The organism is Mesorhizobium sp. P2_E6, from assembly GCF_056403835.1.
On sequence record NZ_JBFUEQ010000001.1, the window covers coordinates 636,101 to 662,073 of the forward strand.

The following is a 25,973-nucleotide window of genomic DNA, read 5'->3' on the forward strand; positions in this document are numbered from 1 at the left end:
AGATGCAGGCACATGAAGGGATTTTTCGTGGCTTGTGAATGGACTGAAGTCGATCTCCTCAGAAGGAATTTGCGATGAAGAAAATCAGGAAGGCCGTGATACCGGTGGCAGGACTTGGAACAAGGTTCCTGCCGGCGACCAAGTCGATGCCGAAGGAAATGCTCCCCGTCGTCGACAGGCCTGTCGTGCAATATGCGGTGGACGAGGCCTTCGAGGCGGGCATCGAGCACATTGTGTTCGTCACCGGCCGCAACAAGGCGGTGATCGAGGACTATTTCGACCTGCATCCGGAATTGATCGGAACCCTGGAGCAGACCGGCAAGAAGACCCAGCTGGAGGCGCTCGAAAGCATGCTGCCGGTGGCCGGCGCCACCTCCTTCATCCGCCAGCAGTCGCCGCAAGGCCTCGGCCATGCCGTCTGGTGCGCGCGCGAAGTCATCGGCAACGAGCCCTTCGCCTTGCTGTTGCCGGACATGGTGTCGTTCGGTGGCCGCGGATGCCTGGCCGAGATCGTCGATCTCTATGCTGAAACCGGCGGCAACGTCATCGCTGTCGAGCGCTGCGATCCGACCGAGACCAACAAATACGGCATCGTCGGCCGTGGCGCCGATATCGGCGGCGGCTTCGAGGTGACGGCGATGGTCGAAAAGCCGGCGCCGGCCAACGCGCCGTCGAACTTCTACATCAACGGCCGCTACATCCTGCAGCCCGAGATTTTCGCGCTTCTGGGCAATCAGCAGCGCGGCGCCGGCAACGAGATCCAGTTGACGGACGCCATGGTCCGGCTGTCGCGGGACCAGGCGTTCTTCGGCCAGCCTTTCAAGGGTCGCATGTTCGACTGCGGTTCGAAGGAAGGGTTCATCCAGGCCAACATCGCCTTCGCGCTGTCGCGCGACGACATGAAGGGCCCGATTTTCGAGATGCTTCAGGAGTTCGTCCGGTCGCATGAACGCCAGGAAGAAGCCGCATAATGCCCATGTTTCGGGAGCATTTACAGATGGCTGGCGACGCGGGGCGATAGCTCCCGCGCCGCCTGGCACGAAGTTTGCGTTTTATTGCGCAATGCTCCCGATCTTCGCGGCTGTGCAAGCCCCGGCATGATCCCGAAAAATGACCACCGGTTTTCGGAAAAGATCATGCTCAAACGCTGAGATGGATCTCCATCCCGATCATCGGGATGGAACAGGCTCTGGAATTGGACCGAAGATGAATTATGCCAACTTTCCTCTCGACAAGAGGATGCCATTGCCGAATTCGGACGCAGGAGACGGCGAAGACTTCATCGACATCGAGCGGCTGCTTGGCATGGCCGCACGGCAAGCCAAGGTGGTTGCCGTGTGCGCCGTCATCGGTCTCTTTCTGGGCCTGCTCTATCTGCAGACCACGCCGCCCCAATATCAGTCGGTCTCAAGCGTGCTGATCGACGAGGGCTTGAACAAGATCGTCGATGACATTTCGGCGGCGTCGACAACCATGCAGACCGATTCCGCCATCCTGAGCCAGATCGAGATCCTGACCTCGACGCGGCTTGCCGCCGTGGTCGTCGACAAGCTGAAGCTCGACCAGAACGATGCCTTCCTGAATCCGCCCGTATCGGCTCTGGCAAGGGGCGTCGGGCTGATCCGGGGCCTGATCCAGTATGTTCGCCCGAGCCCCGTCATGCCGGGCGTCGGTGACATCAGCAAGCTCGACCCCGCCGCCCGCGATGCGCTGATCGCCACGTCCCGTCGCGACTACGCGATCCTCAAGCTGCAGAACGAGGTGCGGGCGGAGCGCACGGGGCGAAGCTACGTCATCGCCCTCGGCTATCAGTCGACGGATCCGGCCCTGGCCCATGCGATCACCAAAGCCTATGCCGATGCCTATCTTGCCGATCAGCTCGATGCCAGCTTCGACGCCACCGAGCGGGCGGCGGTCTGGCTGCAGGGCCGGTTGACGGAATTGCGCGAGAGCTCGCAGGCGGCATCGCTCGCGGTCGAGAAATTCAGGGCCGAACATGGCCTGGCCGCCAACAGCGATGGCCAGTTGATGAGCGACAAGCAACTGTCCGATCTCAACGCCCAGCTCATCGTCGCGCAGGCTGACACCGCACGCGCCAGTGCCCGCTACCAGCAGTACAAGGCGATTGTCGAAAGCGGCTCCGACAACGCTTTCAAGGATGCCGCCATATCAAGCGACCAGCCGAGCAGCTCGGTCATCGCGGCGCTCAAGACCCGTTACCTCACAGTCTCCAAGCGGCTGCAGGACGTCGAGGCGAATTTTGGCGCCCAGCATCCGCAGGCGTTGGCGCTTGCCAAGGAGAAGGCCGACATATCGACTCAGATCTTCGGCGAACTGAAGCAGCTGACCGAAAGCTATCGCAACGAATATGAAGTGGCGCTGGCGCGCGAGACCGCGCTCAGGGCCAATGTCGCGGCCGCGCAAGGCAAGAGTTCCGTCGACAACCAGACGCAGGTCAAGCTGCGGGAACTCGATCAGCAGGCGACGGCGCTCACCACGCTCTATCAGACATTCCTCGGCCGCTACGAGGAAGCCGCGCAGCAGCAATCCTTCCCGGTCGGCAAGATCCGCATCATCTCGGACGCCTCGATGCCGCTCACCGCGTCAAGCCCACGCACGATCATCGTGATTGGACTTTCGCTGGTGCTTGGCACGCTGATGGGCGCCGGCTTCGGCGGCCTGAATGAATTCAACGAACGTTTCTTCAGGACCGGCGAGGAGGTGCGCGACCGTGTCGGGCTGAAATTCCTCGGCTATCTGCCGACGATCGGCGGCAAGCTGAGCAAGGAAGAAAAGCCCGGCGATACCCAGGTGGATGACAAGACCGCCAGATCGCTGTCGTCCGCCGAAAGGCGGGCGCGCATGCGGGTGAGCATCGATTCGCCTGCGTCGATGTTCTCCGAAACGCTGCGCAGCGCCAAGATCGCCTTCGACGTCGTGATGGAAGGGCAAGGCAGCCGCGTTATCGGCATCGTCTCGGTGCTTCCCGGCGAGGGTAAGTCGACGGTCGCGGCAAATCTCGCCGGATTGCTTGCCGCCAACGGCGCCAAGACGCTGCTCATCGACGGCGACCTGCGCAACCCCGGCCTCAGCCGTGGTCTCGGCATGGAAGCCGAGCAAGGTTTGATGGAAGCCGTGGTCAACGGCCAGGCGTGGCAGTCCGTTGGCAAGATCGACCGGCAGACGAAGCTGGCCATCATCCCGGCCGTGTCGCGCGGTCACTTCTCGCACACCAGCGAACTTCTCTCCTCGGCCGGGATGCGGCGCTTCATCGACAACGCCAAGGAGACCTTCGAATACATCGTCGTCGATCTGCCGCCGCTCGGACCGGTGGTCGATGCCAAGGCATTCGCGCCGCTGGTCGACGGGTTTGTGCTCGTCACCGAATGGGGGCGCACGCCCCGCGCGATGGTGAGGTCGATGCTGGAATCCGAACCCTATGTTGCCAACAAGATCATCGGGGCGGTGCTGAACAAGGTCGATCTGAAGAAGCTGGCCAAATACGGATCGTTCGGCGGCTCCGAGAAATTCTTCGACAAATACTCGACCTACTATCTGGAAAAGTCGGAAGTGCGCAGCAAGGCAAAGGCAACGGTCTGACATTGTTCGAGTAGGCCCTCTTAAAGCCATTGCGTTGAAACAGGGTCGGTCGACGCGCCCTGAATCCTTGCTTTTTGCATACCCCGAACGCTGCGCGCTTTGAGTGATGCATTAGGAGCGGATCAGCCTACTTCGCGGGTCCGGCGATTCCTGTGGCAGTTGGCCGTCCGCCTCTGGAAGGCCGCAGTGCCGAGCCGGGCCTAGGAGACCCGCGGATGATCAGTCGCGACTACGCGGCCTTGAGCCGATAGCGGAAAACGGTGTGGTCGAGCAGCAGCCGGATGCGTGGTTCGGCCTCGGTCGCCACCAGCCAGCTTGCCGCGATCATCGTCGCGCCGACGATCACCATCGAGAAGAGATGCGGCAGACCCGCGCGGACCAGGACGCCGAGCAGGGCCGCGCCGACGACGTCATGGAGGAGGTAGAGCGGATAGGTCATCAGGCCGATCCGGCGCCAGCCGCTCCAGGAGAGGTCGAGCCGAAGCGACCATGCCATCAGTGCGACCCCACCGAGGAAGATGAGGATCGGCGGCGCGAACGGCATCTCTCGCCCGACCTTCAGGATGTGAACGTCGACCGAACTGGCGATCTGCAGCACGCCGCCGCCCAGGAACAGGGCGCAGAAGGCAAGGCGAGCCGTCGTCACCGCATTGAAGCGCATCAGCCACAACATGACGCCAGTCGCGAAGAAAACGCCGTGATGCACCAGCAAAAGGTCGAGCGTGCGTGTCTCGGCAAGGTCGGCCCAGCCGAGCGGGTAATAGAGGCACCAGAAAAGCGTGCTGACCATGCCGATGGCAATCGCCACCCATTCCATCTGATGGAAGCGGCCAAGCCGCAGCAAGGTCCAGACTATGGCATAGAAGGCGATCTCGATGCCGAGTGTCCAGTAGACGCTGTCCACCCAGGGTGCGTAGGGAACGAACAGGCCGGTGCGAACCAGCCTGTCGACGGCATCGGTCGGCCAGCTCAGGCCGACGATCAAAAGCACGACCGCGGTGACGGGTGCGCAGATCCAGACCGCCGGCGCCAGTCGTTTCACCCTTGCTTCGAAAAATCGCAGCGGCGTCGATCTCTCGGCGCTGAAGGCGATGACGAAGCCGCTGATGACGAAGAAGATCTGCACGCCGACCCAGCCTGATTCGACCCAGGCGCCTATCGCCGGCTGCGCGGGAAGGCCGCCCGTGGCGCGTGCTGAAACACCGTCCGGAAACGCCCACACCCAGAAGCCGTAGTGATAGACCATGACCATGACGGCAGCGAGGAACCGCAGGATGTCGACGCCGCCAAATGTGATTTTCTTCTGCTGAGCCATACCGCCTCGCCGGATGGCCCCCCGATCAAGGGTGTAAGGTGGATTGCTGCATTGCACAACAAAAGATTGCCGCGCCGACCCCGCCGATTTTCCTAAACCACGATCCCTCGCTCCTTCAGGGCGGCGGTAATTTCGTCGAGAATCAGCGGATCGTCGATGGTTGCCGGCATCGTCCATTCTTCCTTGTCGGCGATCTTCTGCATGGTGCCGCGCAGGATCTTGCCCGAACGTGTCTTGGGCAGCCGCTTGATCGTCACCACCGTCTTGAAGGCGGCGACCGGGCCGATGCGTTCGCGCACCAGGCCGACCACTTCGCTTTCGATGGCGCCGGTTTCGCGCGAAACGCCGGCATTCAGAACCACGAAGCCAAGCGGCACCTGGCCCTTCATGGTATCGGCGATGCCGATGACGGCGCATTCGGCGACGTCGGGATGGGCGGAAAGCACTTCCTCCATGGCGCCAGTCGACAACCGGTGGCCGGCGACATTGATGATGTCGTCTGTGCGGGCCATGACATAGAGATAGCCATCCTCGTCGACCATGCCGGCATCCGCCGTCTTGTAGAAGCCGGGGAACTCGTCGAGATAGGCCTGGCGGAACCGTTGATCGGCGTGCCACAACGTTGGCAGGCAGCCGGCCGGCAGCGGCAGCTTGACCACCACATTGCCCAGCGTGCCGCGCGGCACTTCGTGGCCGGCATCGTCGAGCACCCGAATGTCGTAGCCGGGCATCGGCACGCCGGGCGAGCCGTACTTCACCGACAGGAGGCCGAGGCCGGCGGGGTTGATCGTCATCGGCGAGCCGGTCTCGGTCTGCCACCAATGGTCGACCACCGGCACGTTGAGCTTCTGCTCCGCCCATTTGATGGTTTCGGGGTCGGCGCGCTCGCCGGCAAGGAACAGCGTGCGGAATTTCGACAGGTCGTATTTCGGAATGAATTCGCCCTTCGGATCCTGTCCCTTGATGGCCCGAAAAGCGGTCGGCGCGGTGAACAGCGCGACCACGCCATGCTCCGCTATCACCCGCCAGTAGGTGCCGGCATCGGGCGTGCCGATCGGCTTGCCTTCGAACAGCACGCTGGTGCAGCCATGCAGCAGCGGCCCATAGACGATATAGGAATGGCCGACCACCCAGCCGACGTCCGACGCTGCCCAGAACACCTCGCCCGGCTTGACGCCGAACTCGTTTTCCATCGTCCATTTCAGCGCGACCATGTGGCCGCCATTGTCGCGCACGATGCCCTTGGGCTGGCCGGTCGTGCCCGATGTGTAGATGATGTAGAGCGGGTCGGTGGCAAGCACCGGAACGCAGTCGACATTGGCGCCGGCTGCCCGTTCGCGGGCGACGGCATCGGCATAGTCGATGTCGAAATGCTCCTTCAATTCGCAAGGCAACTGGTCGCGCTGCAGGATCAGGCAGCCGTCCGGCTTGTGGCGGGAAATCTCGATCGCTCTGTCGAGCAGCGGCTTGTAGGCAACGACGCGGCCCGGCTCCAGCCCGCAGGAGGCCGAGATGATCAGCTTCGGTTTGGCGTCATCGATGCGGGTGGCAAGCTCATGCGAGGCAAAGCCGCCGAAGACAACCGAATGCACGGCGCCAATGCGGGCACAGGCCAGCATGGCGAAGGCAGCCTCCGGCACCATCGGCATGTAGATGATGACGCGGTCGCCCTTGCCGATGCCGCGGTTCTTCAGCACCGAGGTCAGCGCGACCACCTCGCGCTTCAGTTCGGCATAGGTGAATTTCTTGATCGTTCCGGTGATGGCGCTGTCATGGATCAGCGCGATCTGCTCGGCGCGTCCGCCCGCGACGTGGCGGTCGACGGCATTGTAGCAGGTGTTGCAGGTCGCGCCTGTAAACCAGCGGCCGTAGACGCCGGCCGTGGCATCGAACACCTTGTCATAGGGCGAATACCAGTCGATGGCATCGGCCGCCTCGGCCCAGAACCTTTCCGGATCGCGTCTCCAGCCGTCATAGACCTCGTGATAGCGTGAAGTCATCCGACACCTCCCCAGGAATGTTTTTCTTCCCACCAAATAGCGCGCTCTAACCTTGGCCGCAAATGTGCGCCATTGTGCGGCCGGCATCGATCTGGCGCTTGGGGGCAAGCTGCGATGAAATTGCGATATCGGATTGGAGCGGCCGTGCTGGCGGCGCTGTCATTGACGGCCGCGTCCGCCGCCTGGGCTGGCGATGCCTCGGCACGGCGCATCATCGGCTTTTCGCCCGACGGCAACTATTTCGCCTTCGAGCAATATGGAACGCTCGACGCCGGCGCTTCGAACTCCGGCTATTCGCAGATCGACATCATCGACACCCGTGCCGACGCCTTCGTTGGCGGCAAGCCGATCCTCGTCGTCGACGAGTCCGAGGAGGCGACACTGACCCTTGAGCAGGCAAGGGCACAGGCCGCCGCGAAGGCGGCGCCCATCCTTGCCAAATATGCCGTCGCATCGCGCGGCGAGCAGACGGCTTCCGACAAGTTCACCTTTCCCGATGAGATGGTTGCCTACAACGACATTTCCCGCCTCGAGCAGGTGTCGCAGAAATGGCTTTCGCCGCTCTATGACCAACTCGACATTTCGACCATCCAGCTCGACCAGATCCTGGCCAGCAGCACCACAGACTGTTCAGCGAGTTTCGACGCCACACAGCAAGGCGACATATCGGGCAAGGCGCTCGGCTTCCGGCTGACGCTGCAAGGGCAGGACGGCAAGCCCTTCAAGGTCCTGCATGAAGACAAGACCGTGCCGGGGTCGAGGAATTGCCCGACCTCCTACAGCCTCTCGGAATCCTACGAATTCACCCCGGCCGGCAAGCCCGCCGTCATTGTGGTGCTGGTGCAGCGCTTCAGCCAGGGCTTCGAGGGCCGCGACCGCCGCTTCATTGCGGTGACCGGCCAACCGCGCTGACAAAGTCGATTGCTCTAGATCGGCAAAGCCACAAGCATGAGGCCGATGCCACCGAAGATCAAAATGGCTGTCGCCAGGGCTTTTCTGTGACGTTCGAAGCTCGTCGGAGCCCGCTCCCAATTGTAACGCATACGCTATCTCCCGAAGGCCCGAGGAGTCTTTACCTTACTTAGGGGAAGAAAAGCAACGGTCTGGCCCGGACGGGTCGGGCGCTCCCGCATCGCGAAGAAGACTATTTCTGGGACGATACCTGCTGGAAGCCGGCGGCGGGCGTGTTCCCGCCGCCGGCTTCCAGAAGATTACATGCCCCAGCGCAGCGCCGCCGTATGCACCGGCGCATCCCAGAACGCGGCCGTTTCCGCGTCGAGCATGGTCAGCGTGATCGAGCAGCCGGCCATGTCCAGTGAGGTCACATAGGAGCCGACCAGCGAACGGGTCACCGTCACGCCATGCTTCTCGAAAATCCGCCGCGCGCTGTTGTACATGAGGTAGAGCTCCATCAGCGGCGTGCCGCCAAAACCGTTGACGAACAGCAGCGCCGGGCCCTTGGCTCCGTCGCCGAGATCGCCGACGATCGCGGCACAAATTTCCTCGGCAATGGCATCGGCGCTTTTCAATGTGTCTCGTCGCCGTCCGGGCTCGCCGTGGATGCCGACGCCGAACTCCATCTCGCCGTCGCCGATGTCGAAAGTCGGCTTGCCGGCGGCCGGCACGGTGCAACTGGTCAGCGCCACGCCCATCGAGCGGGTAGCAGCGTTGACGCGTTCGCCCAACGCCTTCAGCGGCGCCAGCGCCAGGCCATGCTCGGCCGCCGCGCCGACGATCTTTTCCACCACCAGCGTGCCGGCGACGCCGCGCCGGCCGGTCGTGTAGGACGAATTCTCGACGGCGACATCGTCATTGGTGACGATTTGCACGACGCCTTCCGACATTTCAGCCGCCATCTCGAAGTTCATCACATCGCCCTCATAATTCTTGACGATGAACAGGCAGCCGGCGCCGGTGTCGACGGCTTCCGCCGCCGCCAGCATCTGGTCCGGCGTCGGCGAGGTGAACACCTGGCCGGGGCAGGCGGCGTCGAGCATGCCGTGACCGACAAAGCCGCCATGCAGCGGCTCGTGGCCGGAGCCGCCGCCGGAGATCAGCGCTACTTTGCCCGGCCGCAAGGTCTTGCGGCGGACGAATTTATGTTCCTCGCCAAGCACCAGGATGTCGGCATGGGCGGCAACGAAGCCGTCGAGGCTTTCGGTCAGCACCGTGTCCAGCGAATTCATAAATTTCTTCACGGCCGTCTCCTCCCGAAATGGGCCTTGTTGAACCGCTCTGACGGATCAACCACCCTTGCCGGTGATGCTGGTGATCTTCTGGATAAAATCATTCACTGCCCGATCGAGTGCAGCGTTCTGCTTGTCGTCGCCGAAATCGGGCACGATGAGCGAAACATGCCGCGTCTTGCGCATGCCTGCCGCGACAGACATTTTTCCCGGATGCGCCTGGTGGTAGGCGGCAAGAAACTGATCGCGCTCGGCCGGGCTGAAATGGCAGACCGAAAAGATCGAAGGCAAATGCTTTGACGGAATCGGGATCGAATAGGCCGGGCTGGAGATCTGCGTGACGAAGCTGCGGTGCTTGCCAAGCGCATCGGCAAGCCGCTGGCGCATGCCGGACGGTCGCTGGTCGATGACATGCGACAGGATCGTCTTATAAGCGCGGATCGCCTCTTCGGAACCGGCTTCAGGTATCTTGTCGATCATGCCGGCCGCGCCTGGATAGAAACGTCCGCGATCGCCGCCTTGGCCATGGCGAGTTGCGCCGGAGCGACGGACAGATCGCGCAGGCCGGCCTCGAGCAGCGATGGGATCGCGGTGGGGTCACCGCCGGCATCGCCGCACAGGCTGACCGGGATTTCTTCGCGCAGGCCAAACGCGGTGACCGCGGCGACCAGCCGCAGCACGGCTGGATGACGGACCGAGTTGAGGTGCGCCACCAGAGCGTTGTCGCGGGCGGCTGCCATGACATATTGGGTGAGGTCGTTGGAGCCGATCGAGAAAAAGGCGGCCTCGGTAAAGGCCTCAGGCGCGATCGCCACCGACGGCACCTCGACCATGATGCCGAGCGGTGGCATCTTTTGCGCGATGCCGCGCGCGGCGAGCTCTGCCTGCTCTTCGGCGAACATCGCCGCTGCCTGTCTGTATTCCTCCACAATGGCGATCATCGGGAACATCACTTTCAGACTGCCATGGACGGCGGCGCGCAGCAGTGCCCGGATTTGTACACGAAACACTTCCGGCCGCGCCAGCGACAGCCTGATGCCGCGCAGGCCGAGGAACGGATTGCCTTCCTCGACGGTAAAGCCGGGCACTGGCTTGTCGCCGCCGGCATCGACGGTGCGGATCGTCACCGGCTTGTCGCCGGCCCAGTCCAGCACCTTGCGATAGGCGCGATACTGCGTTTCCTCATCGGGCAACGTCTTGCCGAACAGGAATTCGGTGCGCATCAGGCCGACACCGTCGCAGGTGGCGATGTCGATGCCGTCGACGTCGGACGGGTCGGCGATGTTGACCTGCACCCGCACCGCTATGCCGGTCCTGGTCACCGCCGGCCGCGCCAGAAAAATCCCGGCCCGGTCGCGGCGCGCCGAGAACAACGACGACGATTGGCGAAAGGCGTCGATCTCGGCCTTGGAAGGTGACAGCACGATGCCGCCATGTTCGGCATCGAGCAGTGCTATGCCGGCAAGATTGGCGGGCGCGTTGCCAAGATCCACCACCCCAAGCCCCACGACCATGGGCACGCCACGCGAGCGCGCCAGCATGGCGACGTGGCTCGCCGTGCTGCCCGCCTTCAGCGCGATGCCGCCACCGCCGCTCCAGTCGGTTTCGAGAAAACGCGTCGGCGCGATGTCCGCGCCGTAGAGGATGGCGCCGGACGGTGCTTGAACCCCGCCATCCTCGGTCAGCGCGCGCAGCACCTGGTCCCTGATGTCGCGTATGTCGGCCGCACGGGCGCGGAAATAATCTTGATCCGAGGTCTCGTAGCCAGCGATTTCCACATCCAGCGCCTGTCGCCATGCCGCATCGGCGGGGTGTCCAGAGGCAATCGCAGCAAAAGCCGGGCCGCTCAACGCGTCGTCCTCCAGCATCGCGATCTGAAATTCGAGGATGTCGGCGGCGTCACCGTCAGCGATTTTGATCAATCCAGCGAGACGGCTCGTCGCGACATCGATTGCGGTCTCGAGCGCAGCCTTCTCGTCGGCAGCATTTTCCTTGCAGGCGTAGGCAATTGCAATCTGGTCGAGGTCGAACAGCGGTCCCTCGGCATACCCGGCCGAGGCCGAAATGCCTTGCAGCCTAAGCGGTTCGGACATGGTCCGCGCCTTCGTCGAAATCGCGCCGCACCAGTTCGACCAGTGCGTCGACGGCATCATTGGCGCCATCGCCGCTGGCGCGAATGTGCAGTACCGTGCCCTTCGGCGCCTTGGTGGCCATCACCTTGACGATGCTCTTGGCGTCGAACCATGGCCCATTGGCGGCCAGTGCTATTTCCACCTCGGCGGCGAAGGTCTTGGCCAGCTTGGTGAACTTCACCGAAGGACGCGCATGCAGACCCACCTCGTGGGTGATCAGGACGGTCGCTTCGGCGGATGCGGACATGTCTTTAAAGTTCCCGTTCGTTCACGACGGCGACAATTCGTGCGCCGTCGCCACCACTTCCCGCAGCGAGGCGCCGCCGGACGCCTCGGTCGCCGCCATCACCGCGCCTTCGACGATCGGCGCGTTGCAGACGATGATCTTCTGCGCACGCGGCTCGCCGATCATCTCCACCGCCATTTCGCTGTTGGTCTCGGCACCGCCGAGATCGACCAGGATGGCGACGCCGGCTTCCGACCAGGCCCTGTCGATGGCGCTCATGATTGCCTCGACATTGGTGCCGAGCCCGCCATGGCCGTTTCCGCCGCACCATGCAAGCGGCACTTCGTCGCCCACCATCTGCCGCACCATGTCGGCCGTGCCCTCGGCGACGAGCGGCGAATGCGAAACGATGACGATGCCGACATTGCTCATGCGCTTTCCTCGACGGTTTTCGCCACTGTCCGCACCAGAAGCGCGGTTGAGCGCGCACCGGCATCCATATGGCCGATCGAACGGTCGCCAAGGAACGAGGCGCGGCCACGCTGGGCCTTCATCGGCACGGTTGCTTCGGCGGCCGCGTCGGCGCTGTCGGCGATCTCCGCCGCCGTCTTTCCCTGAAGCAGCGCCTCATGCACAGGCTGCAGCACGTCGAGCATCGTCTTCTGCCCGACCTGCGATTTGCCCCGCGCCGCCACGGCTTCGATGGCCTTGCCGAAAGCCAAGGTCAGACTGGCGCGGTCGGGCGCGGCAGAAATTTCCTTGCCGAGCGCCATGAACAAGGTGCCGAACAGCGGACCCGAAGCGCCGCCGACCGTCATCACCAGCTTGGTGCCGATCGCCTTCAGTGCCTCGGGCAGCGGTTTGGCGGCAAACGCCTCGGCCTCGCTGCGTACGGCCTCGAAACCGCGCTTCATGTTCAGCCCGTGGTCGCCGTCGCCGATCGCCTGGTCCAGCGCCGTCAACTCCTCGGCGTGAGCGGCAATCGTATCCGCGGCCGCCACGATCAGCCTGGAAAGGTTCAACGCCGCCATGTCAGCCAAATTCCTGGTTCCCACCCTGCCGGCAGTAGCGAAAGAATTTTCATTCGACAACTGTAGCATGCGTCAGGCCGCTGCAAGCAGCGCGGCCGCGGCCGCAAAGGCCTCGGCCACCGCATGGGCGCCGGGGTCGACCACGCCCTGCAGCTTGCTGCCGACATAGGCGGACCGCCCGGCTTTCGCCCGGTCCATGGCGGACGTGGCCTCGGCACCGCGTCGAGCCGCTGTTGCCGCTTCCCCCAGGCCGCCGGCGTCGAGCGCTTTCAGGGCAGGCTCGAGGGCATCGATCATGGTGCGGTCGCCGACCTCCGCGCCGCCATAGAAAGTCATCCGTTCGAGACCGGCAAGCAGCGCCTTGGCCACGCTGGCGCCGCCGTCCAGGGCCTGCGCCGCCGCGGTGAAGAAGATCGACAGCAGCACCCCGCTGGAGCCGCCCATGGACGCGCTCAGAATGTCGCCCACCGCGCCAAGGGTGGCCGCAGGATCGGCAAGCGGCAGCGTATCAAGCCGCTCGAGCACGCTGCGCGCGCCTGTCGCCACCGTCGAACCGGTGTCGCCGTCTCCCGCCTTGGCGTCCAGCCCGTTCAAAGTGCCTTCGAGCGCGATCAGCTTTTCGCAGATGCTGACGACAAGGCGCCGGGTGCGGGCATCCTGGCTGGGTTTGCGCGCCGCGCCTTCAGCAGCTGGTTTCGCGATGGGCACGACAGAGGGCGATACAACAGGCTTTGCCGGCATCCAGGCGTGCGGACCAACCGGCGCCAGCAGGGCTTTCTCGCGTACGGCGTCGAGCCGGATCAGCGACAGCGAGAGGCCGTTCATGTTGAGCGCCGTCATCAACGGTCCTGGGCCGATCGTGAGCTTGATGGATTTGGCCAGCGGCGAAGCAAGCACCGCATTGGCGACCAGCGACATTTCGAGCGGCGGTACCGAACCGAGATTGTTGATCAGCAGGGCATGGCTGGCCGCAGGATCGAGCCGTGCCGCAAGCCGCTCCGCCATGATCGCGACCAGTCTGTCCGCGCTTTGCACGGCGATCCGCTCCACGCCCGGCTCGCCATGGATGCCGAGGCCGAGCTCGCCGTCGTTCTCGCCAAATCTGTCTTCGTGCGGCTGGCCTGGTATCGAGCAGGACGACAGTGACATGCCGAGCGACACGATGTCCTTCGCCGCGGCTCGCGCGGCCGCCGCGATATCAGCCAGATCGTGGCCGGCTTCCGACAGATGGCCTGATATCTTGTGCACGAACAGGGTGCCGGCAACGCCGCGCGGCTGGGCAATGTCGGGGAGCGCGATATCGTCGGCGACGATCACCATCTCGACGCGAAAGCCTTCGGCGCGCGCCTTCTCGGCCGCCAGACCGAAATTGAGGCGGTCGCCGGTATAGTTCTTGACGATCAGCAGGCAGCCGGCCGGGCCGGTCACGGCGCGAATGGCCGCCAGCACCGCTTCGACGCTTGGCGAGGCAAAGATCTCGCCCGAGACCGCCGCCGTCAGCATGCCCTTGCCGACGAAGCCGGCATGTGACGGCTCGTGCCCGGCGCCGCCGCCGGAGACGACGCTGACGTTGGTCTTGTCCCAGTCGGCGCGCAGGACGACCTTGATCTCGGGATAGCCATCGAGACGCGCGAGGTCGCCTGCGCCAATGGTCCGCAAGAGGCCGTCCAGCGCCTCGGTGACGATCGTTTCCCTGCGATTGAAAAAGTGCTTCATCGAATTCGTCCAGTCACTTGTCTGCAGTCATCAATCAGAAGCCGGTGTTGACCCCTTGGCAGGGAAACACCGAAAACCGTTCATATCAGCCTTTGTCCGTCGGCACCAAAATAGAGCGGCGACCGGTAGCGGATCACCACCCTGTCGCCTTGCCCCAGATCCGTTTCGGGATCGGTCAGCGTCACCAGCTTCCTGGCCCCCACCGTCACATGCAGGTGGTTCTGGTCGCCAAGATGCTCGACCCAGTCGACGACGCCGTCGGCATGGCCATTCGCGGCCTTCTCGATCGACAGATGTTCGGTGCGTGCACCGATCGTCTTGGTGCCGGCCGGTGCGCCGCCATCGGGCAGCAGCCCGGTTGGCAATAGATTGATCGCCGGCTGGCCGAGCCTGGCCGCGACATGCAGGTTTGCCGGCTCCGAATAGATCGTACGGGGCGAGCCGATCTGCACCAGCACGCCATCGGCAAGGATGCCGATGCGGTCGGCCATCGTCATAGCCTCGATCTGGTCATGCGTGACATAGAGCATGGTGGCGCCGAGTTCGGCCTGGATGCGTTTAAGTTCGAGCCTGAGATCCGCCCGCAACTTGGCATCGAGCGACGACAGCGGCTCGTCCATCAGATAGATGGAAGGCTTGCGCACCAGCGCACGGCCGATGGCGACGCGCTGCATTTCGCCACCCGACAGCTTGGTCGAGCGGTTGGCGAGCTTGTGGTGGATGCGCACCATTTTCGCCACCTCCTCGACCCGGCGGCGGATCTGTTCTTCCGGCATTCTTCGTGCCGGCGAGCGCAGCGGGAAGGCAAGGTTGTCGAAAACCGACAGATGCGGATAGAGCGAGTATTGCTGGAACACGAAGGCGGTGTCGCGCTCGGCCGGCGACAGCGTCGTGGCATTGTGGCCGCCGATTTCGATGGTGCCGGCATCCGGCCGCTCCAGCCCGGCGATCAGCCGCAGCGTCGTCGTCTTGCCGGCGCCGGTCGGCCCGAGCAGCACGACGAACTCACCATCGGCGATGGAGAGGTCGAGACCGTTGACGGCGACATGGTCGCCAAAACTCTTGCTCACATTCTTGATGTGCACGTCAGCCATGCTGTGCCCTCCGCTCCGAGGCGGCATCGTGGATCGCGGTTCTCACCGCGCGGCCCGATCCTTTCTCGAACAGTGACAGCCGCGCGCTGCTCAGCGTCAGGCCGACATGGTCGCCGGTCGAGAGCCGGATTTCGGCCGGCACCCGGGCCTTGATGATGCCGTCCGCCGTCTCCACCGCGACGATCTGTGTGGTGCCGAGATATTCGGTGCCGTAGATTGCGCCACGCAGCTTGGAGTTGTCGTCGAAGCGGATATGTTCCGGACGGATGCCCAGCGCCATGTCGGCCGGGGCGATATCCTCGCGCACTTCCGGCACCGCGACCTTCGCGCCCTGGACGATGATTTCCTTCACGCCCTTTGCCAGTCCACCGCCGAAGCCCAGGAAATTCATCGGCGGCGAGCCGATGAAATCGGCGACGAACATGGTCGCCGGCCGGTCGTAGATCTCGCGCGGCGTGCCGAACTGTTCGATGACGCCATGGTTCATCACCGCGATCTTGTCGGCCATCGACATCGCTTCCATCTGGTCGTGCGTGACATAGACGGTGGTGGCGTGGATGCGGTTGTGCAGTTCGCGCAACTCATGGACCATCAAATCGCGGAACTCGGTATCAAGGGTCCCGAGCGGCTCGTCCATCAGGAAGCACTTTGGCCGCCGCACGATGGCGCGGCCGAGCGCCACCCGCTGGCGGTCGCCACCGGCGAGGCCTGAGACGGATTTGTTGAGCAGATGGTCGATGCGCAGAAGCTTGGCCGTCTCTTCGACGCGCTGGCGAATCTCGGCTGACGGCATGCCTTGCGCCAGCAGCGGGAAGCCGATGTTCTTGCGCACGTTCATGTGCGGGTAGAGCGCGAACAGCTGGAAGACGAAGGCGATGTCGCGCTCGCGCGCCCGCAGCATGGTGACGTCGTCTCCGCCAAGCAGGATCTGGCCGCCGGTCGGCAGTTCGAGTCCGGCGATCATGCGCAAGGTCGTCGTCTTGCCGCAGCCCGACGGTCCGAGCATGACGAAGAACTCGCCATCTTCGACGACGAAGTTGGAATCCTGCACGGCGACGAAATCGCCGAAGGCCTTTCTCAGGTGCTGAACGCGAATTTCGGCCATGGCTATTCCGGGAACTTCGAGACGATGATGAACATCACGGTGCCGGCGAGCATGGTGATGAAGGAATAGGTGTAGAGCGACAGCGCGAAGGGCTGGAACAGCATCAGGAAGCCGAGGGCGATCAACACCGTGGCGATGTTTTCCATCAGCCCGCGCCTGGCCCAGACCGGCCAGCGCGATTTGCGTTTCTGAGGGCTGGTCAGGCTCATTTGCGCACCGCGCCGAAGGTGATGCCGCGCAGCAATTGCTTGCGAAGCAGGATGGTGAAGACGAGGATCGGTACCAGGAAGATCGTCGTGCCGGCCGCCACCGCCGGCCAGTCCTGGCCGCCTTCGCCGATGATGGTCGGGATGAAGGGCGGCGCGGTTTGCGCCGTGCCCGAGGTCAAAAGCGCAGCGAAGGCATATTCGTTCCAGGCGAAGATCAGGCAGAAGATGGCGGTGGCGGCAATGCCGGTCGTCGCTTGCGGCAGCACGGTGCGCCAGAAGGCCTGCAGCCGCGTATAGCCGTCGATCATCGCCGCCTCCTCGTATTCGCGCGGGATCTCGTCGATGAAGCCTTTCAAGAGCCACACCGCCAGCGAGACATTGACCGCCGTATAGAGCAGGATCATGCCGAGCGCGGTGTCGGACAGGCCAAGCTCGCGGTACATCAGGTAGATGGGAATAGCGACGGCGATCGGCGGCATCATGCGCGTCGACAGGATGAAGAACAGGAGGTCGTCGGCGAGCGGCACCTTGAAGCGCGAGAAACCATAGGCCGACAGCGTGCCAAGGAAGACGGCGCAGAAGGTCGAGCCAAAGGCGATGATCAGCGAATTGACGAAGCGCGGCAGGAAGTTGGACGGGCCGGCGATCACCATGTTGCGCTTGCGCGTGGTCTCGTCGCAAAAGCCGGTCGCCGGTCCGAGCGAGTTGATGTATTCCGGCGTTTGCCGGGTGCGCGTCGTGAACAGGTTGCAGTAGCCCTCGAGGCTCGGCTGGAACAGCAGCTTCGGCGGGTAGGCGATCGAATCCGGCGGCGTCTTGAAGCTGGTGGCGAAGATCCACAGCAGCGGCACGATCGAGATCAGCGCGTAGGCGATGATGATCGCGCCGGCGATCCGCTTGGAATTTGCCGAAGGTGCGACGACCGAGTGGGCAGTGGTCAGGCTCATCTCTGCTTCACCTTGTTGAGCGCCTTGACGTAGATGTTGGCCAGACCGAACACCGCGACGAACAGGATGATGGCGAAGGCCGAGGAATAGCCCGTCCGCCAGCTTTCGAACGCCTGGCGTTTCAGCGTGATCGAGGCGACCTCGGTGGTCGAGCCCGGCCCGCCGCCGGTGAGCAGATTGACCATGTCGAACATCTTGAAGTTCTCGATGCCGCGAAACAGCACCGCCAGCATGATGAAGGGCAGCGCCATCGGCAGCGTGATCGACCAGAACTGCCGCCAGTTGGAGGCGCGGTCGACCTCGGCCGCCTCATAGATGTATTCGGGGATCGACCGCAGCCCGGCGAGGCAGATCAGCATCACGTAGGGCGTCCACATCCAGGTGTCGACGATGATGATCGACCATGGCGCCAGCGACACGTTGGAGAGCATCTGGATATTTGTTGGCGGGATGCCGGTGACGAAGGAAATGGCATAGGCGAAAAGGCCGATCTGCGGCTCGTAGAGGAAGCGCCAGAAATTGCCGACCACCGCCGGCGACAGCATCATCGGAACCAGGATGAGCGTCGTCCAGAACGCGTGGCCACGGAACTTTCTGTCGATCAGCCAGGCCAGCGTGAAGCCGATCAGCGTCTGCAGCAGGATGGTCCAGAACACGAAATGCGCCGTCGTCTGCATGGCGATCCAGATGTCCTTGTCGGCGAGGATGCGCTGGTAATTGGCAAAGCCGAGGTTCTTCACCACCTCGTTCGGGCGGTTGGCGCGGAAGTTGGTGAACGACAGATAGATCGCCCAGAACAGCGGGAAGATGTTGATGGCGAGCAGCAACAGGATCGTCGGCGAGATGAACAGCCAGGCGAGGCCCTTGTCGCTGATGCCCCGGACCTTGCGGGCCAACGGTTCCGGGGTCGCCCGGGCAACGTTCTCCGCAGTCCGATTGAGCATGGTCAGTCCTGCTTCGGTCACTTGGGTCGTCTCTGTCATGGAATTTATCTGAACTGCGTCCCGTGCCAAGGTGGCACGGGACGCCTGGGCCTAGCTCGGGAGGAGCCTGTTACATCTTGCCGTCGTCCTGGAAGACCTGCGTCCAGTCCTTGACCAGGCCGTCGAGGGCATCCTTGGCCGAACCCTGGCCGGCAACGACATAGTCATGGAAGCGCTTCTGCGACGCCTGCAGCAGCGGCGCGTAGCTGGGCTCAGCCCAGAAGTCCTTCACGATCGCCATCGAGTCGAGGAAGGTCTGCGCATAGGGTTGGCTGGCCGGGAACTTCGGGTCCTTGACCACCGCGTTGAGGCAGGAATAACCGCCGAGCGACCACCATTTGGCCTGCACATCCTTGTTGGCGAACCACTTGATGTATTTCAGTGCCGATTCCTGCTTGTCGGAATAGGACACCACGGAGATGCCCTGGCCGCCGAGCTGCGCGAACTGGTCGCCGTCAGGCCCCTTGGGGTTGACGAAGTAACCGATCTTGTCGCCGCCGACATTCTCGTCCTTCTGCAGGCCCGGCCATGTGAAGGCGAAGTTCATGTGCATCGCTACCTGGCCGGATTTGAAGGCATCGACGCCTTCGCCCATGTAGCTGTTCGAGGCGCCCGGAGGGGTGCAGCAATCATAGAGCGCCTTGTAGAACTCCAGCCCCTTAACCGACTTGTCGGAATTCACGAAGCCTTCCATTTCGTAGGGCTTCTTCGGGTTCTCGTACTGGAAGCCGTAGCTGTAAAGCACGTCCATGGCGCCCATGGTGATGCCTTCCGAGCCGCGCTCGGTGTAGATCGAGGCGCCATAGACGGTCTTGCCGTCGACCTGCCGCTTCTGGAAGAACTCGGCGATCTGCTTCAGCTGGTCGAAGGTGGTCGGCGGGCCGAGGTCCCAGCCGTACTTCTCCTTGAATTCCTTCTGCAGCTCCGGCTTGGAGAACCAGTCCTTGCGATAGGTCCAGCCGACGACGTCGCCCATGGCCGGCAGCGCCCAGTAGTTGGGCGTGTTCTTCGGCCATTCCGAATAGCCGACGACGGTTGCCGGCACGAAGTCGTCCATGCTGATCTTCTCCTTGTCGAAGAAGTCGTTCAGCTTGACGTAGTGGCCGTTCTCGGCGGCGCCGCCGATCCACTGGCTGTCGCCGATGATCAGGTCGCACAGCTTGCCGTGCGAGTTCAGCTCGTTGAGGAAACGGTCGGCATAGTTGGTCCACGGCACGAATTCGAATTTCATGCCGATGCCGGTTTCCTTGGTAAAATCCTTGGACAGTTCGACAAGTGCGTTCGCCGGGTCCCAGGCGGCCCAGCACAGCGTCAGGTCTTCAGCGTGCGCGACATTCGAGACGGCTGTCGACGCTGTAATCGCCGAGGCCAGTCCAAACGCCAGTTTCAAGCTCGATTTCATGCCTTCCTCCCATTTGCGAAACGCGTCCGGATGACGGTTTCAAGAGCTCCAAACCCCTCTCCTCAGGGGCCCAAACATGGCGGCGCGGCAGCGCTGCAGATGTTTAGTAATTTGTTTAGTGATGCAATTTTTACTAAACAACGCAAGCGAATTCGTTGCTGCGCCGCAGCATGCTTGCGGCGGTGCCTGAAAACGTTGGGAAAAGCGTGTATCGCGGATCCGATTGTGGAAGCCGCGCAGGCCGGGCCCGGCCAGACTCGAAGGTCGTCCCGGCTCTCAGTCGACCCGTTTGGTGCTCACCATGACCGGCCGGATCGCCGGTGCCGGCGGCAGCAGCGCCCGGATGTCGGGGAAGGGAAACACAGGCTCGAAGCGGAAGGCTTCGGCCAGTGAACCCTGCGCACCGTTGCACTGGCCTGAACGAAAAAGGTTTTGCGTTCGCGCGCCGTCGACGAAGCGCTCCGGATCCTGCGACTGATGCATGCGGATCGCCTCGGCCTTGACGTCGGCATGCGCGGAAATATCGACATAGTGCGTCGGCGAAAAACCGGTGCCGCCGAGCGTGTCGGCATGCAGCACCGGCACAGCGAAAGAAGCCGCGATGCGCACGCCGTCCGACAGCGCGCGGTGGTCGCCATGATAGTCGTTCGGCGCATGGGTGATCGCCAGGTCCGGGCCGATCTCGCCGATCAGCGCATTCAGAGCCTCGATCAGCGCCGCATCGGCGACCAGCGCGCCATCCGGGAAGTCAAGAAAGCGCGGCGTGGCCCCAAGCAGGCTTGCCGCTTGGCTCGCCTCCTTGCGCCGCGCCCGGGCAAGCGCGCCGGGATCGCCCATGCCGCCCTTGGCCCCATCGGTGGCTATGGCAAAAGTGAGTTCTGCGCCTTGCGCAGCATAGGCGGCCATCGTACCGAACATGAAGATCTCGATGTCGTCCGGATGCGCACCGAGCGCCAATATCTTCAACCCACTCTCTCCCCGGAAATCAAAAAACGTGACGAACGGAATCCTGCTCGCCCTGATCGCCTATGCAAGCTATTCGGGCAGCGATGCCGTTGTCAAAAGCCTCGGCGGACAGTTCACGGTCTTCGAGATCGGATTTTTCACGACGCTGTTTGCCGGCTTCTTTCTTTTCTTCACGCGGCCGGTGGGCGAGCGCTGGCGTGACTTCTGGCGCACCAGGCGGCCCTGGGCGGTGCAGGCGCGCGCCTGGGCGGGCATCGCATCCGGCGTGCTCAGCGTCTACGCTTTCACTACCATCCCGCTGGCGGAAGTCTATGCGCTGGTCTTTCTGGCGCCGCTCTGCGTCACCATCCTGTCCACCGTCATCCTCAAGGAGAAGGTCGGCCCGTGGCGCTGGCTGGCGGTGGTCGCCGGTTTTGCCGGTGTCATGCTGGTGGTGCGGCCGGGGTTTCGCGAGCTCAATCTCGGCCACCTTGCCGCCTTCGGCGTTGCCTTCCTCGCCGCCGCCAGCGTCATCCTGATGCGCTCGCTGGCACAGCAGGAAAAGCGCACGACCATGCTGGGTGTCCTGATCGGCTACGGCCTATTGTTCAACGGCGTGGGAGCCGCCGCTACCTCATTCACCGTTCCGCACGGCAAGCAGCTGGTGTGGCTGGTGATGGCGGGTGCCTTCACCGCTTGCGGGCAGCTGCTGCAGCTGCTGGCTGTCAAATATGCGCCCGCCAACCGGATCGCGCCGACGCATTATTCGCAGATCGTCTGGGCGGTCATCCTCGGTGCGTTGTTCTTCCAGGAATACCCCGACTGGCTGTCGCTGGTAGGCCTCGCTGTCGTCGGCGGGTCCGGCCTGCTGACCATGGTGCGCGAGGAAGCGCGGCTCGGCACGGTGCGCTGGAACCCGTTTTCGCGCACCCGGCTTTGAACCTGTCCCGGTTGCACGGCGACCGCGACCGCTGATATGCGGACGCGATGACGACAAAACCCTTGCCGGAGCTTCCCGTATCCGCCGTGCTGCCGGCGCTGAGTGAAGCGCTGGCCGAACGCAACAGCGCCGTGCTGGTGGCGCCGCCCGGCGCCGGCAAGACGACGCTGGTGCCGCTGGCGCTGCTCGGTGCGTCCTGGCTGGGGGCCGGCAAGATCGTTCTGCTCGAACCGCGCCGGCTCGCGGCCCGCGCCGCCGCCCGCCGCATGGCCGAATTGCTCGGCGAGGAGCCCGGCGCCACCGTCGGCTACGCCATGCGCATGGAGAACCGCACCTCGGCCAAGACCAGGATACTGGTCGTCACCGAAGGCGTGCTGGCGCGTATGGTCCTCGATGACCCCGAACTGCCCGGAGTCTCGGCGGTGATCTTCGACGAATTCCACGAGCGTTCGCTCGATGGCGATTTCGGTCTGGCGCTGGCGCTCGACGTGCAAGGCGCGCTGCGGCCGGATCTGCGGGTGCTGGTGATGTCGGCGACGCTCGACGGCGCCCGCGTCGCGAAGCTGCTGTCCGACGCATCGGTGATCGAGAGCGAGGGGCGCGCCTTCCCCGTCGACATCCGCTACGACGAGCGTCCGGCCGGCATCACCATCGAGGACGCCATGGCCAAGGCGATCCGTTCCGCGCTTGCCAACGAAATTGGCAGCGTGCTCGCCTTCCTCCCCGGCCAACGCGAGATCGAGCGCACCGCCGAGCGGCTTGCCGGCAAGGTTGGCGCCGACACCGATATCGTGCCGCTCTACGGCATGCTCGACGGCAAGGCGCAGGACGCTGCGATCAAGCCGGCGCCTGCCGGCCGCCGCAAGGTGGTGCTGGCCACCTCTATCGCCGAAACCTCCATCACCATCGACGGCGTGCGCGTCGTCATCGATTCCGGCCTGTCGCGGCTGCCACGCTACGAGCCGGCCAGCGGCCTCACCCGGCTGGAAACCGTGCGCGTCAGCAAGGCGTCCGCCGACCAGCGCGCCGGCCGTGCCGGGCGCACGCAGCCAGGCGTCGCCATGCGGCTGTGGCGGGCCGAGCAGACCGCGGCGCTCCCCGCCTTCACGCCATCGGAAATCCTCGAGGCCGACCTTTCCAGCCTGTTGCTCGACTGCGCCGCCTTCGGCGTCGCCGATCCCATCAGCCTCGCCTTCCTCGATCCGCCGCCCGCTCCAGCGCTCAACGAGGCAAGGCTGCTGCTGCGCGCGCTCGATGCCGTCGACGAGACCGGGCGCCTGACGGAAGCGGGCATGGCGATGCGCAAGCTCGCACTGCCGGTTCGGCTCGCGCATATGGTCGCCGAGGCCGCCAGGAGCGGCCATGCCGACGAGGCGGCCATGCTTGCCGTGCTGCTGACGGAACGCGGACTTGGTGGCGACGGCGCCGATCTGGAGCGACGGTTGATGCGCTTTCGCTCCGAGCGATCGCCGCGTGCAACGGCGGCGCGCCAGCTTGCCGAGCGGCTGGCGAGACAGGCCTCTTCACCCTCCCCCTTGTGGGGAGGGTCGATCCGCGAAGCGGAGCGGGGTGGGGGTGGGCCGAGCGCGGCACCCCCACCCCGTCTCCCGCGCCTTACTGCGCAAGGCGCGCTCGCCGACCCTCCCCACAAGGGGGAGGGTGGTGCCGGTACGCTTGTGATCCACGCTTGGCCCGATCGCGTCGCCAAGGCGCGCGGCGAGCGCGGCCGTTTCGTGTTGGCCAACGGTTCCGGCGCCATGCTCGACGCTGCCGACGCGCTGGCGGGCGAACCGTTTCTTGTCGTCGCCGACCTGCAGGGCAAGGCGCAGAATGCGCGCATCACGGCGGCGGCGGCAATCGGAGAGGGCGACGTCCGCGCAGCACTTGCCGACAGGATCGAAACACGCAGGCAAACCAGCTTCGACCGTGACAAGCGCGCCGTGCGTGTGCGCGAGACCATGCGCCTTGGCGCCATCACGCTTTCCGAGCGCATGCTGCCGCCGCCAACCGGCGCTGACGCCGATCGCGCCATCCTTGACGCCTTGCGCGAGCATGGGCTGTCGCTGCTGACCTGGGGCAAGGAGGCGCAAACGCTGCGCCAGCGACTCTCCTGGCTGCATCGTGGCCTCGGAGCGCCGTGGCCGGACATGTCGGATGCCCCCCTCATCGAGAGCCTCGACGACTGGCTGCTGCCGTTCCTGTCCGGCGCGGCCTCCTTTGCCGCCATCGATCCCGGCGTCGTCGCGGCGGGGCTGGCCACTCTCGTGCCGCATGACTTGCAGCGCAGGATCGAAGCGCTGGCTCCAACCCATTTCGACGCCCCGTCCGGCAGCCATGTACCGATCCGCTATGACGGCGAATGGCCCGTGCTGGCTGTGCGCGTGCAGGAGCTGTTCGGCCTCGACCGCCATCCTGCCATCGCCAATGGCACGGTGCCGCTGACGCTCGAGCTCCTGTCGCCGGCGCACCGGCCGATCCAGACGACGCGCGACCTGCCCGGCTTCTGGCGCGGCTCCTGGGCCGATGTGCGCGCCGACATGCGCGGCCGCTATCCCAAGCATGTCTGGCCGGAAAATCCGCTGCTCGCGGCCGCTACCGCCCGCGCCAAGCCCAGAGCATGATCCCAAAAGGTGGGAGCCGGTTTTTGGAAAAGATCATGCTCAAACAAGAAGTAGAGCACCAATCCGGCTCCTCGGATTGGTGCGGTACCTAGCGTTCACCGTCCCGCGGCTGTAATCCATCACCATGATCAACGTTTTGCGTTCGCCCGATTTCCAGCAGAGCCAGAGACTGCGCCTCAACACGCTGATCAGGCTGCGCTGGCTTGCCATCGTCGGTCAGAGCGTGACGGTGCTCGTCGTCGCCTATGGCCTGAAGTTTCCGCTGCCGGTCAGCCTCTGCTTCGCCCTGATCGCCTGTTCGGCCTGGATGAACCTGTTTCTCGCCTTTCGCTTTCCGGCGGCGCACCGGCTGACCCCGCTCGCTGCCTTTGGCATCCTCATCTTCGACAGCCTGCAGCTTGCCGGCCTGCTTTACATGACAGGTGGCCTTACCAACCCGTTCTCGCTGCTGATGACCGTGCCCGTCGTCATTTCGGCCACCTCGCTGCCCCTGCGCCTGACCGCAATCCTCGGCGGACTGGTGATGACGGCGGCGACCTTGCTGGTCTTCGTCCATCTGCCGCTGCCCTGGCATGAAGGCGCGCCGTTGGAGATGCCCTTCATCTACGTCGCCGGCATCTGGATGGCGGTGCTGTCCTCGATCGCCTTCACCGCCATATATGCTTTCCGGGTGGCTGCCGAAGCGCGGCTTCTGGCCAATGCGCTTGCCGCCACCGAACTGGTGCTGCAGCGCGAGCAGCACCTGTCGGCGCTCGACGGGCTGGCGGCGGCCGCCGCGCACGAGCTTGGCACGCCGCTCGCCACCATCACCCTTGTCGTCAAGGAGATGGAAAAGGCGCTCGGCAACGATCCCAAATACGGCGAGGACGTCAAGCTGCTGCGCTCACAGAGCGAGCGCTGCCGCGAGATCCTCAAGCGCCTGACCAGTCTGTCGTCCGAGGGCGAGGCGCATCTTTCCCGGCTGCCACTGACCTCGCTGGTCGAGGAGGTCACCGCCCCGCACCGCGACTTCGGCATCTCGATCAAGCTTCGGCCCGGCGAGCGCATCGGGCCAGAGCCGGTCGGGCGCCGCAATCCGGGCGTCATCTACGGCCTTGGCAATCTGGTCGAGAACGCCGTCGATTTCGCCCGCAAGAGCGTCACCGTGAGCTGGAGCTGGGACGACACCACTGTGGCCTTCTCGATCATCGACGACGGGCCGGGCTTTCCGGCCGAGATCATCGACCGTATAGGCGAGCCCTACATGTCGACGCGCCAGGGCACGGAAGCCGGCGGTGGCCTGGGGCTGGGCCTGTTCATCGCCAAGACGCTGCTCGAACGCTCCGGTGCGACACTTGATTTCCGCAATTCGAGCGGCCTGGGCGAGGGCGCCGTGGTACAGATATCGTGGCCGCGTGGCGTGTTCCTCAATCCGGAAATCACCTCGGCCAGCATGTTCGACACCGCCTGAGAGCCTTGCAAGGGCTCGAAAAATTGGACAATCAGGCTCAGGAACTATATCTGCGTGGAATTAAGGCAGCA

The 25,973-nt window shown here is 64.1% G+C and carries 22 protein-coding genes; 6 read left to right on the top strand and 16 right to left on the bottom strand.

The genetic code is table 11. From position 1 onward, the window contains the following. The first annotated feature begins 74 nt into the window (after positions 1–74). Both AC1D08_RS03010 and AC1D08_RS03015 read left to right on the top strand, forming a co-directional pair. Positions 75–971, top strand: a complete 897-nt coding sequence (locus tag AC1D08_RS03010; RefSeq protein WP_457150022.1) for a UTP--glucose-1-phosphate uridylyltransferase — start codon at positions 75–77, stop codon at positions 969–971. A gap of 235 nt (positions 972–1,206) precedes the next feature. Further along, the gene (locus tag AC1D08_RS03015) at positions 1,207–3,600 is read left to right on the top strand and encodes a polysaccharide biosynthesis tyrosine autokinase (protein ID WP_457150023.1); all 2,394 of its coding nucleotides are present in this window, start codon (positions 1,207–1,209) and stop codon (positions 3,598–3,600) included. 229 nt (positions 3,601–3,829) lie between these two features. On the opposite strand, the gene AC1D08_RS03020 is transcribed toward AC1D08_RS03015, so the two are convergent. Together AC1D08_RS03020 and AC1D08_RS03025 are read right to left on the bottom strand one after the other, a co-directional pair. Continuing rightward, entirely contained in the window at positions 3,830–4,915 is a 1,086-nt protein-coding gene (locus AC1D08_RS03020; protein WP_477422524.1) for an acyltransferase family protein, read from the bottom strand. A gap of 92 nt (positions 4,916–5,007) precedes the next feature. Beyond that, positions 5,008–6,915, bottom strand: coding sequence for a propionyl-CoA synthetase (locus tag AC1D08_RS03025; protein WP_477422526.1), 1,908 nt, complete (start codon positions 6,913–6,915; stop codon positions 5,008–5,010). Positions 6,916–7,029: 114 nt separating this feature from the next. On the opposite strand from AC1D08_RS03025, the gene AC1D08_RS03030 reads away from it, so the two are divergent. Beyond that, on the top strand, positions 7,030–7,827 hold the full coding sequence (locus tag AC1D08_RS03030; RefSeq protein WP_457150026.1) for a DUF2259 domain-containing protein: 798 nt from the start codon (positions 7,030–7,032) through the stop codon (positions 7,825–7,827). 299 nt (positions 7,828–8,126) lie between these two features. On the opposite strand, the gene dhaK is transcribed toward AC1D08_RS03030, so the two are convergent. The 14 genes from dhaK to AC1D08_RS03100 all read right to left on the bottom strand — a co-directional run bounded on the left by dhaK (position 8,127) and on the right by AC1D08_RS03100 (position 20,912). Beyond that, a complete protein-coding gene (dhaK, locus tag AC1D08_RS03035; RefSeq protein WP_457150027.1) occupies positions 8,127–9,113 on the bottom strand; it encodes a dihydroxyacetone kinase subunit DhaK in 987 nt (328 codons plus the stop codon). A 45-nt stretch (positions 9,114–9,158) separates the two neighbouring features. Continuing rightward, positions 9,159–9,581 (bottom strand): hypothetical protein, encoded by a 423-nt coding sequence (locus AC1D08_RS03040; protein ID WP_457150028.1) that lies wholly within the window; start codon positions 9,579–9,581, stop codon positions 9,159–9,161. Continuing rightward, complete coding sequence (ptsP, locus tag AC1D08_RS03045; protein ID WP_457150029.1) at positions 9,578–11,194, bottom strand: phosphoenolpyruvate--protein phosphotransferase; 1,617 nt, start codon at positions 11,192–11,194, stop codon at positions 9,578–9,580. The genes AC1D08_RS03040 and ptsP overlap by 4 nt, the downstream gene beginning before the upstream one ends. Then, complete coding sequence (locus AC1D08_RS03050; protein ID WP_184873274.1) at positions 11,178–11,480, bottom strand: HPr family phosphocarrier protein; 303 nt, start codon at positions 11,478–11,480, stop codon at positions 11,178–11,180. The genes ptsP and AC1D08_RS03050 overlap by 17 nt, the downstream gene beginning before the upstream one ends. Positions 11,481–11,501: 21 nt before the next feature. Then, positions 11,502–11,891 carry a dihydroxyacetone kinase phosphoryl donor subunit DhaM gene (gene dhaM / locus AC1D08_RS03055; RefSeq protein WP_184873275.1) on the bottom strand — a complete coding sequence of 130 codons (390 nt, stop codon included), beginning with the start codon at positions 11,889–11,891 and terminating at the stop codon, positions 11,502–11,504. After that, the gene (gene dhaL / locus AC1D08_RS03060; RefSeq protein ID WP_457150030.1) at positions 11,888–12,490 is read right to left on the bottom strand and encodes a dihydroxyacetone kinase subunit DhaL; all 603 of its coding nucleotides are present in this window, start codon (positions 12,488–12,490) and stop codon (positions 11,888–11,890) included. The genes dhaM and dhaL overlap by 4 nt, the downstream gene beginning before the upstream one ends. 72 nt (positions 12,491–12,562) lie before the next feature. Then, positions 12,563–14,206, bottom strand: a complete 1,644-nt coding sequence (locus AC1D08_RS03065) for a dihydroxyacetone kinase subunit DhaK (protein WP_457150031.1) — start codon at positions 14,204–14,206, stop codon at positions 12,563–12,565. Positions 14,207–14,286: 80 nt separating this feature from the next. Continuing rightward, entirely contained in the window at positions 14,287–15,300 is a 1,014-nt protein-coding gene (locus tag AC1D08_RS03070) for an ABC transporter ATP-binding protein (protein ID WP_457150032.1), read from the bottom strand. After that, the gene (locus tag AC1D08_RS03075) at positions 15,293–16,405 is read right to left on the bottom strand and encodes an ABC transporter ATP-binding protein (protein ID WP_457150033.1); all 1,113 of its coding nucleotides are present in this window, start codon (positions 16,403–16,405) and stop codon (positions 15,293–15,295) included. Before AC1D08_RS03075 ends, AC1D08_RS03070 begins: the two co-directional genes overlap by 8 nt. Before the next feature lie 2 nt (positions 16,406–16,407). Further along, on the bottom strand, positions 16,408–16,614 hold the full coding sequence (locus AC1D08_RS03080) for a hypothetical protein (RefSeq protein ID WP_457150034.1): 207 nt from the start codon (positions 16,612–16,614) through the stop codon (positions 16,408–16,410). Further along, positions 16,611–17,561, bottom strand: a complete 951-nt coding sequence (locus tag AC1D08_RS03085) for a carbohydrate ABC transporter permease (protein ID WP_095082780.1) — start codon at positions 17,559–17,561, stop codon at positions 16,611–16,613. The genes AC1D08_RS03080 and AC1D08_RS03085 overlap by 4 nt, the downstream gene beginning before the upstream one ends. Then, positions 17,558–18,505 (bottom strand): carbohydrate ABC transporter permease, encoded by a 948-nt coding sequence (locus tag AC1D08_RS03090; RefSeq protein ID WP_184873362.1) that lies wholly within the window; start codon positions 18,503–18,505, stop codon positions 17,558–17,560. Before AC1D08_RS03090 ends, AC1D08_RS03085 begins: the two co-directional genes overlap by 4 nt. A gap of 109 nt (positions 18,506–18,614) precedes the next feature. Further along, positions 18,615–19,946, bottom strand: a complete 1,332-nt coding sequence (locus AC1D08_RS03095; RefSeq protein WP_477302237.1) for an ABC transporter substrate-binding protein — start codon at positions 19,944–19,946, stop codon at positions 18,615–18,617. A 276-nt stretch (positions 19,947–20,222) separates the two neighbouring features. Further along, complete coding sequence (locus AC1D08_RS03100; protein ID WP_457150036.1) at positions 20,223–20,912, bottom strand: PIG-L deacetylase family protein; 690 nt, start codon at positions 20,910–20,912, stop codon at positions 20,223–20,225. A gap of 28 nt (positions 20,913–20,940) precedes the next feature. On the opposite strand from AC1D08_RS03100, the gene AC1D08_RS03105 reads away from it, so the two are divergent. The 3 genes from AC1D08_RS03105 to AC1D08_RS03115 all read left to right on the top strand — a co-directional run bounded on the left by AC1D08_RS03105 (position 20,941) and on the right by AC1D08_RS03115 (position 25,902). Further along, a complete protein-coding gene (locus AC1D08_RS03105) occupies positions 20,941–21,831 on the top strand; it encodes a DMT family transporter (RefSeq protein WP_457150037.1) in 891 nt (296 codons plus the stop codon). A 47-nt stretch (positions 21,832–21,878) separates the two neighbouring features. Then, positions 21,879–24,452, top strand: a complete 2,574-nt coding sequence (gene hrpB / locus AC1D08_RS03110; RefSeq protein ID WP_477422528.1) for an ATP-dependent helicase HrpB — start codon at positions 21,879–21,881, stop codon at positions 24,450–24,452. Positions 24,453–24,576: 124 nt separating this feature from the next. After that, entirely contained in the window at positions 24,577–25,902 is a 1,326-nt protein-coding gene (locus AC1D08_RS03115) for an ActS/PrrB/RegB family redox-sensitive histidine kinase (RefSeq protein ID WP_457150039.1), read from the top strand. Positions 25,903–25,973 lie beyond the last annotated feature (71 nt).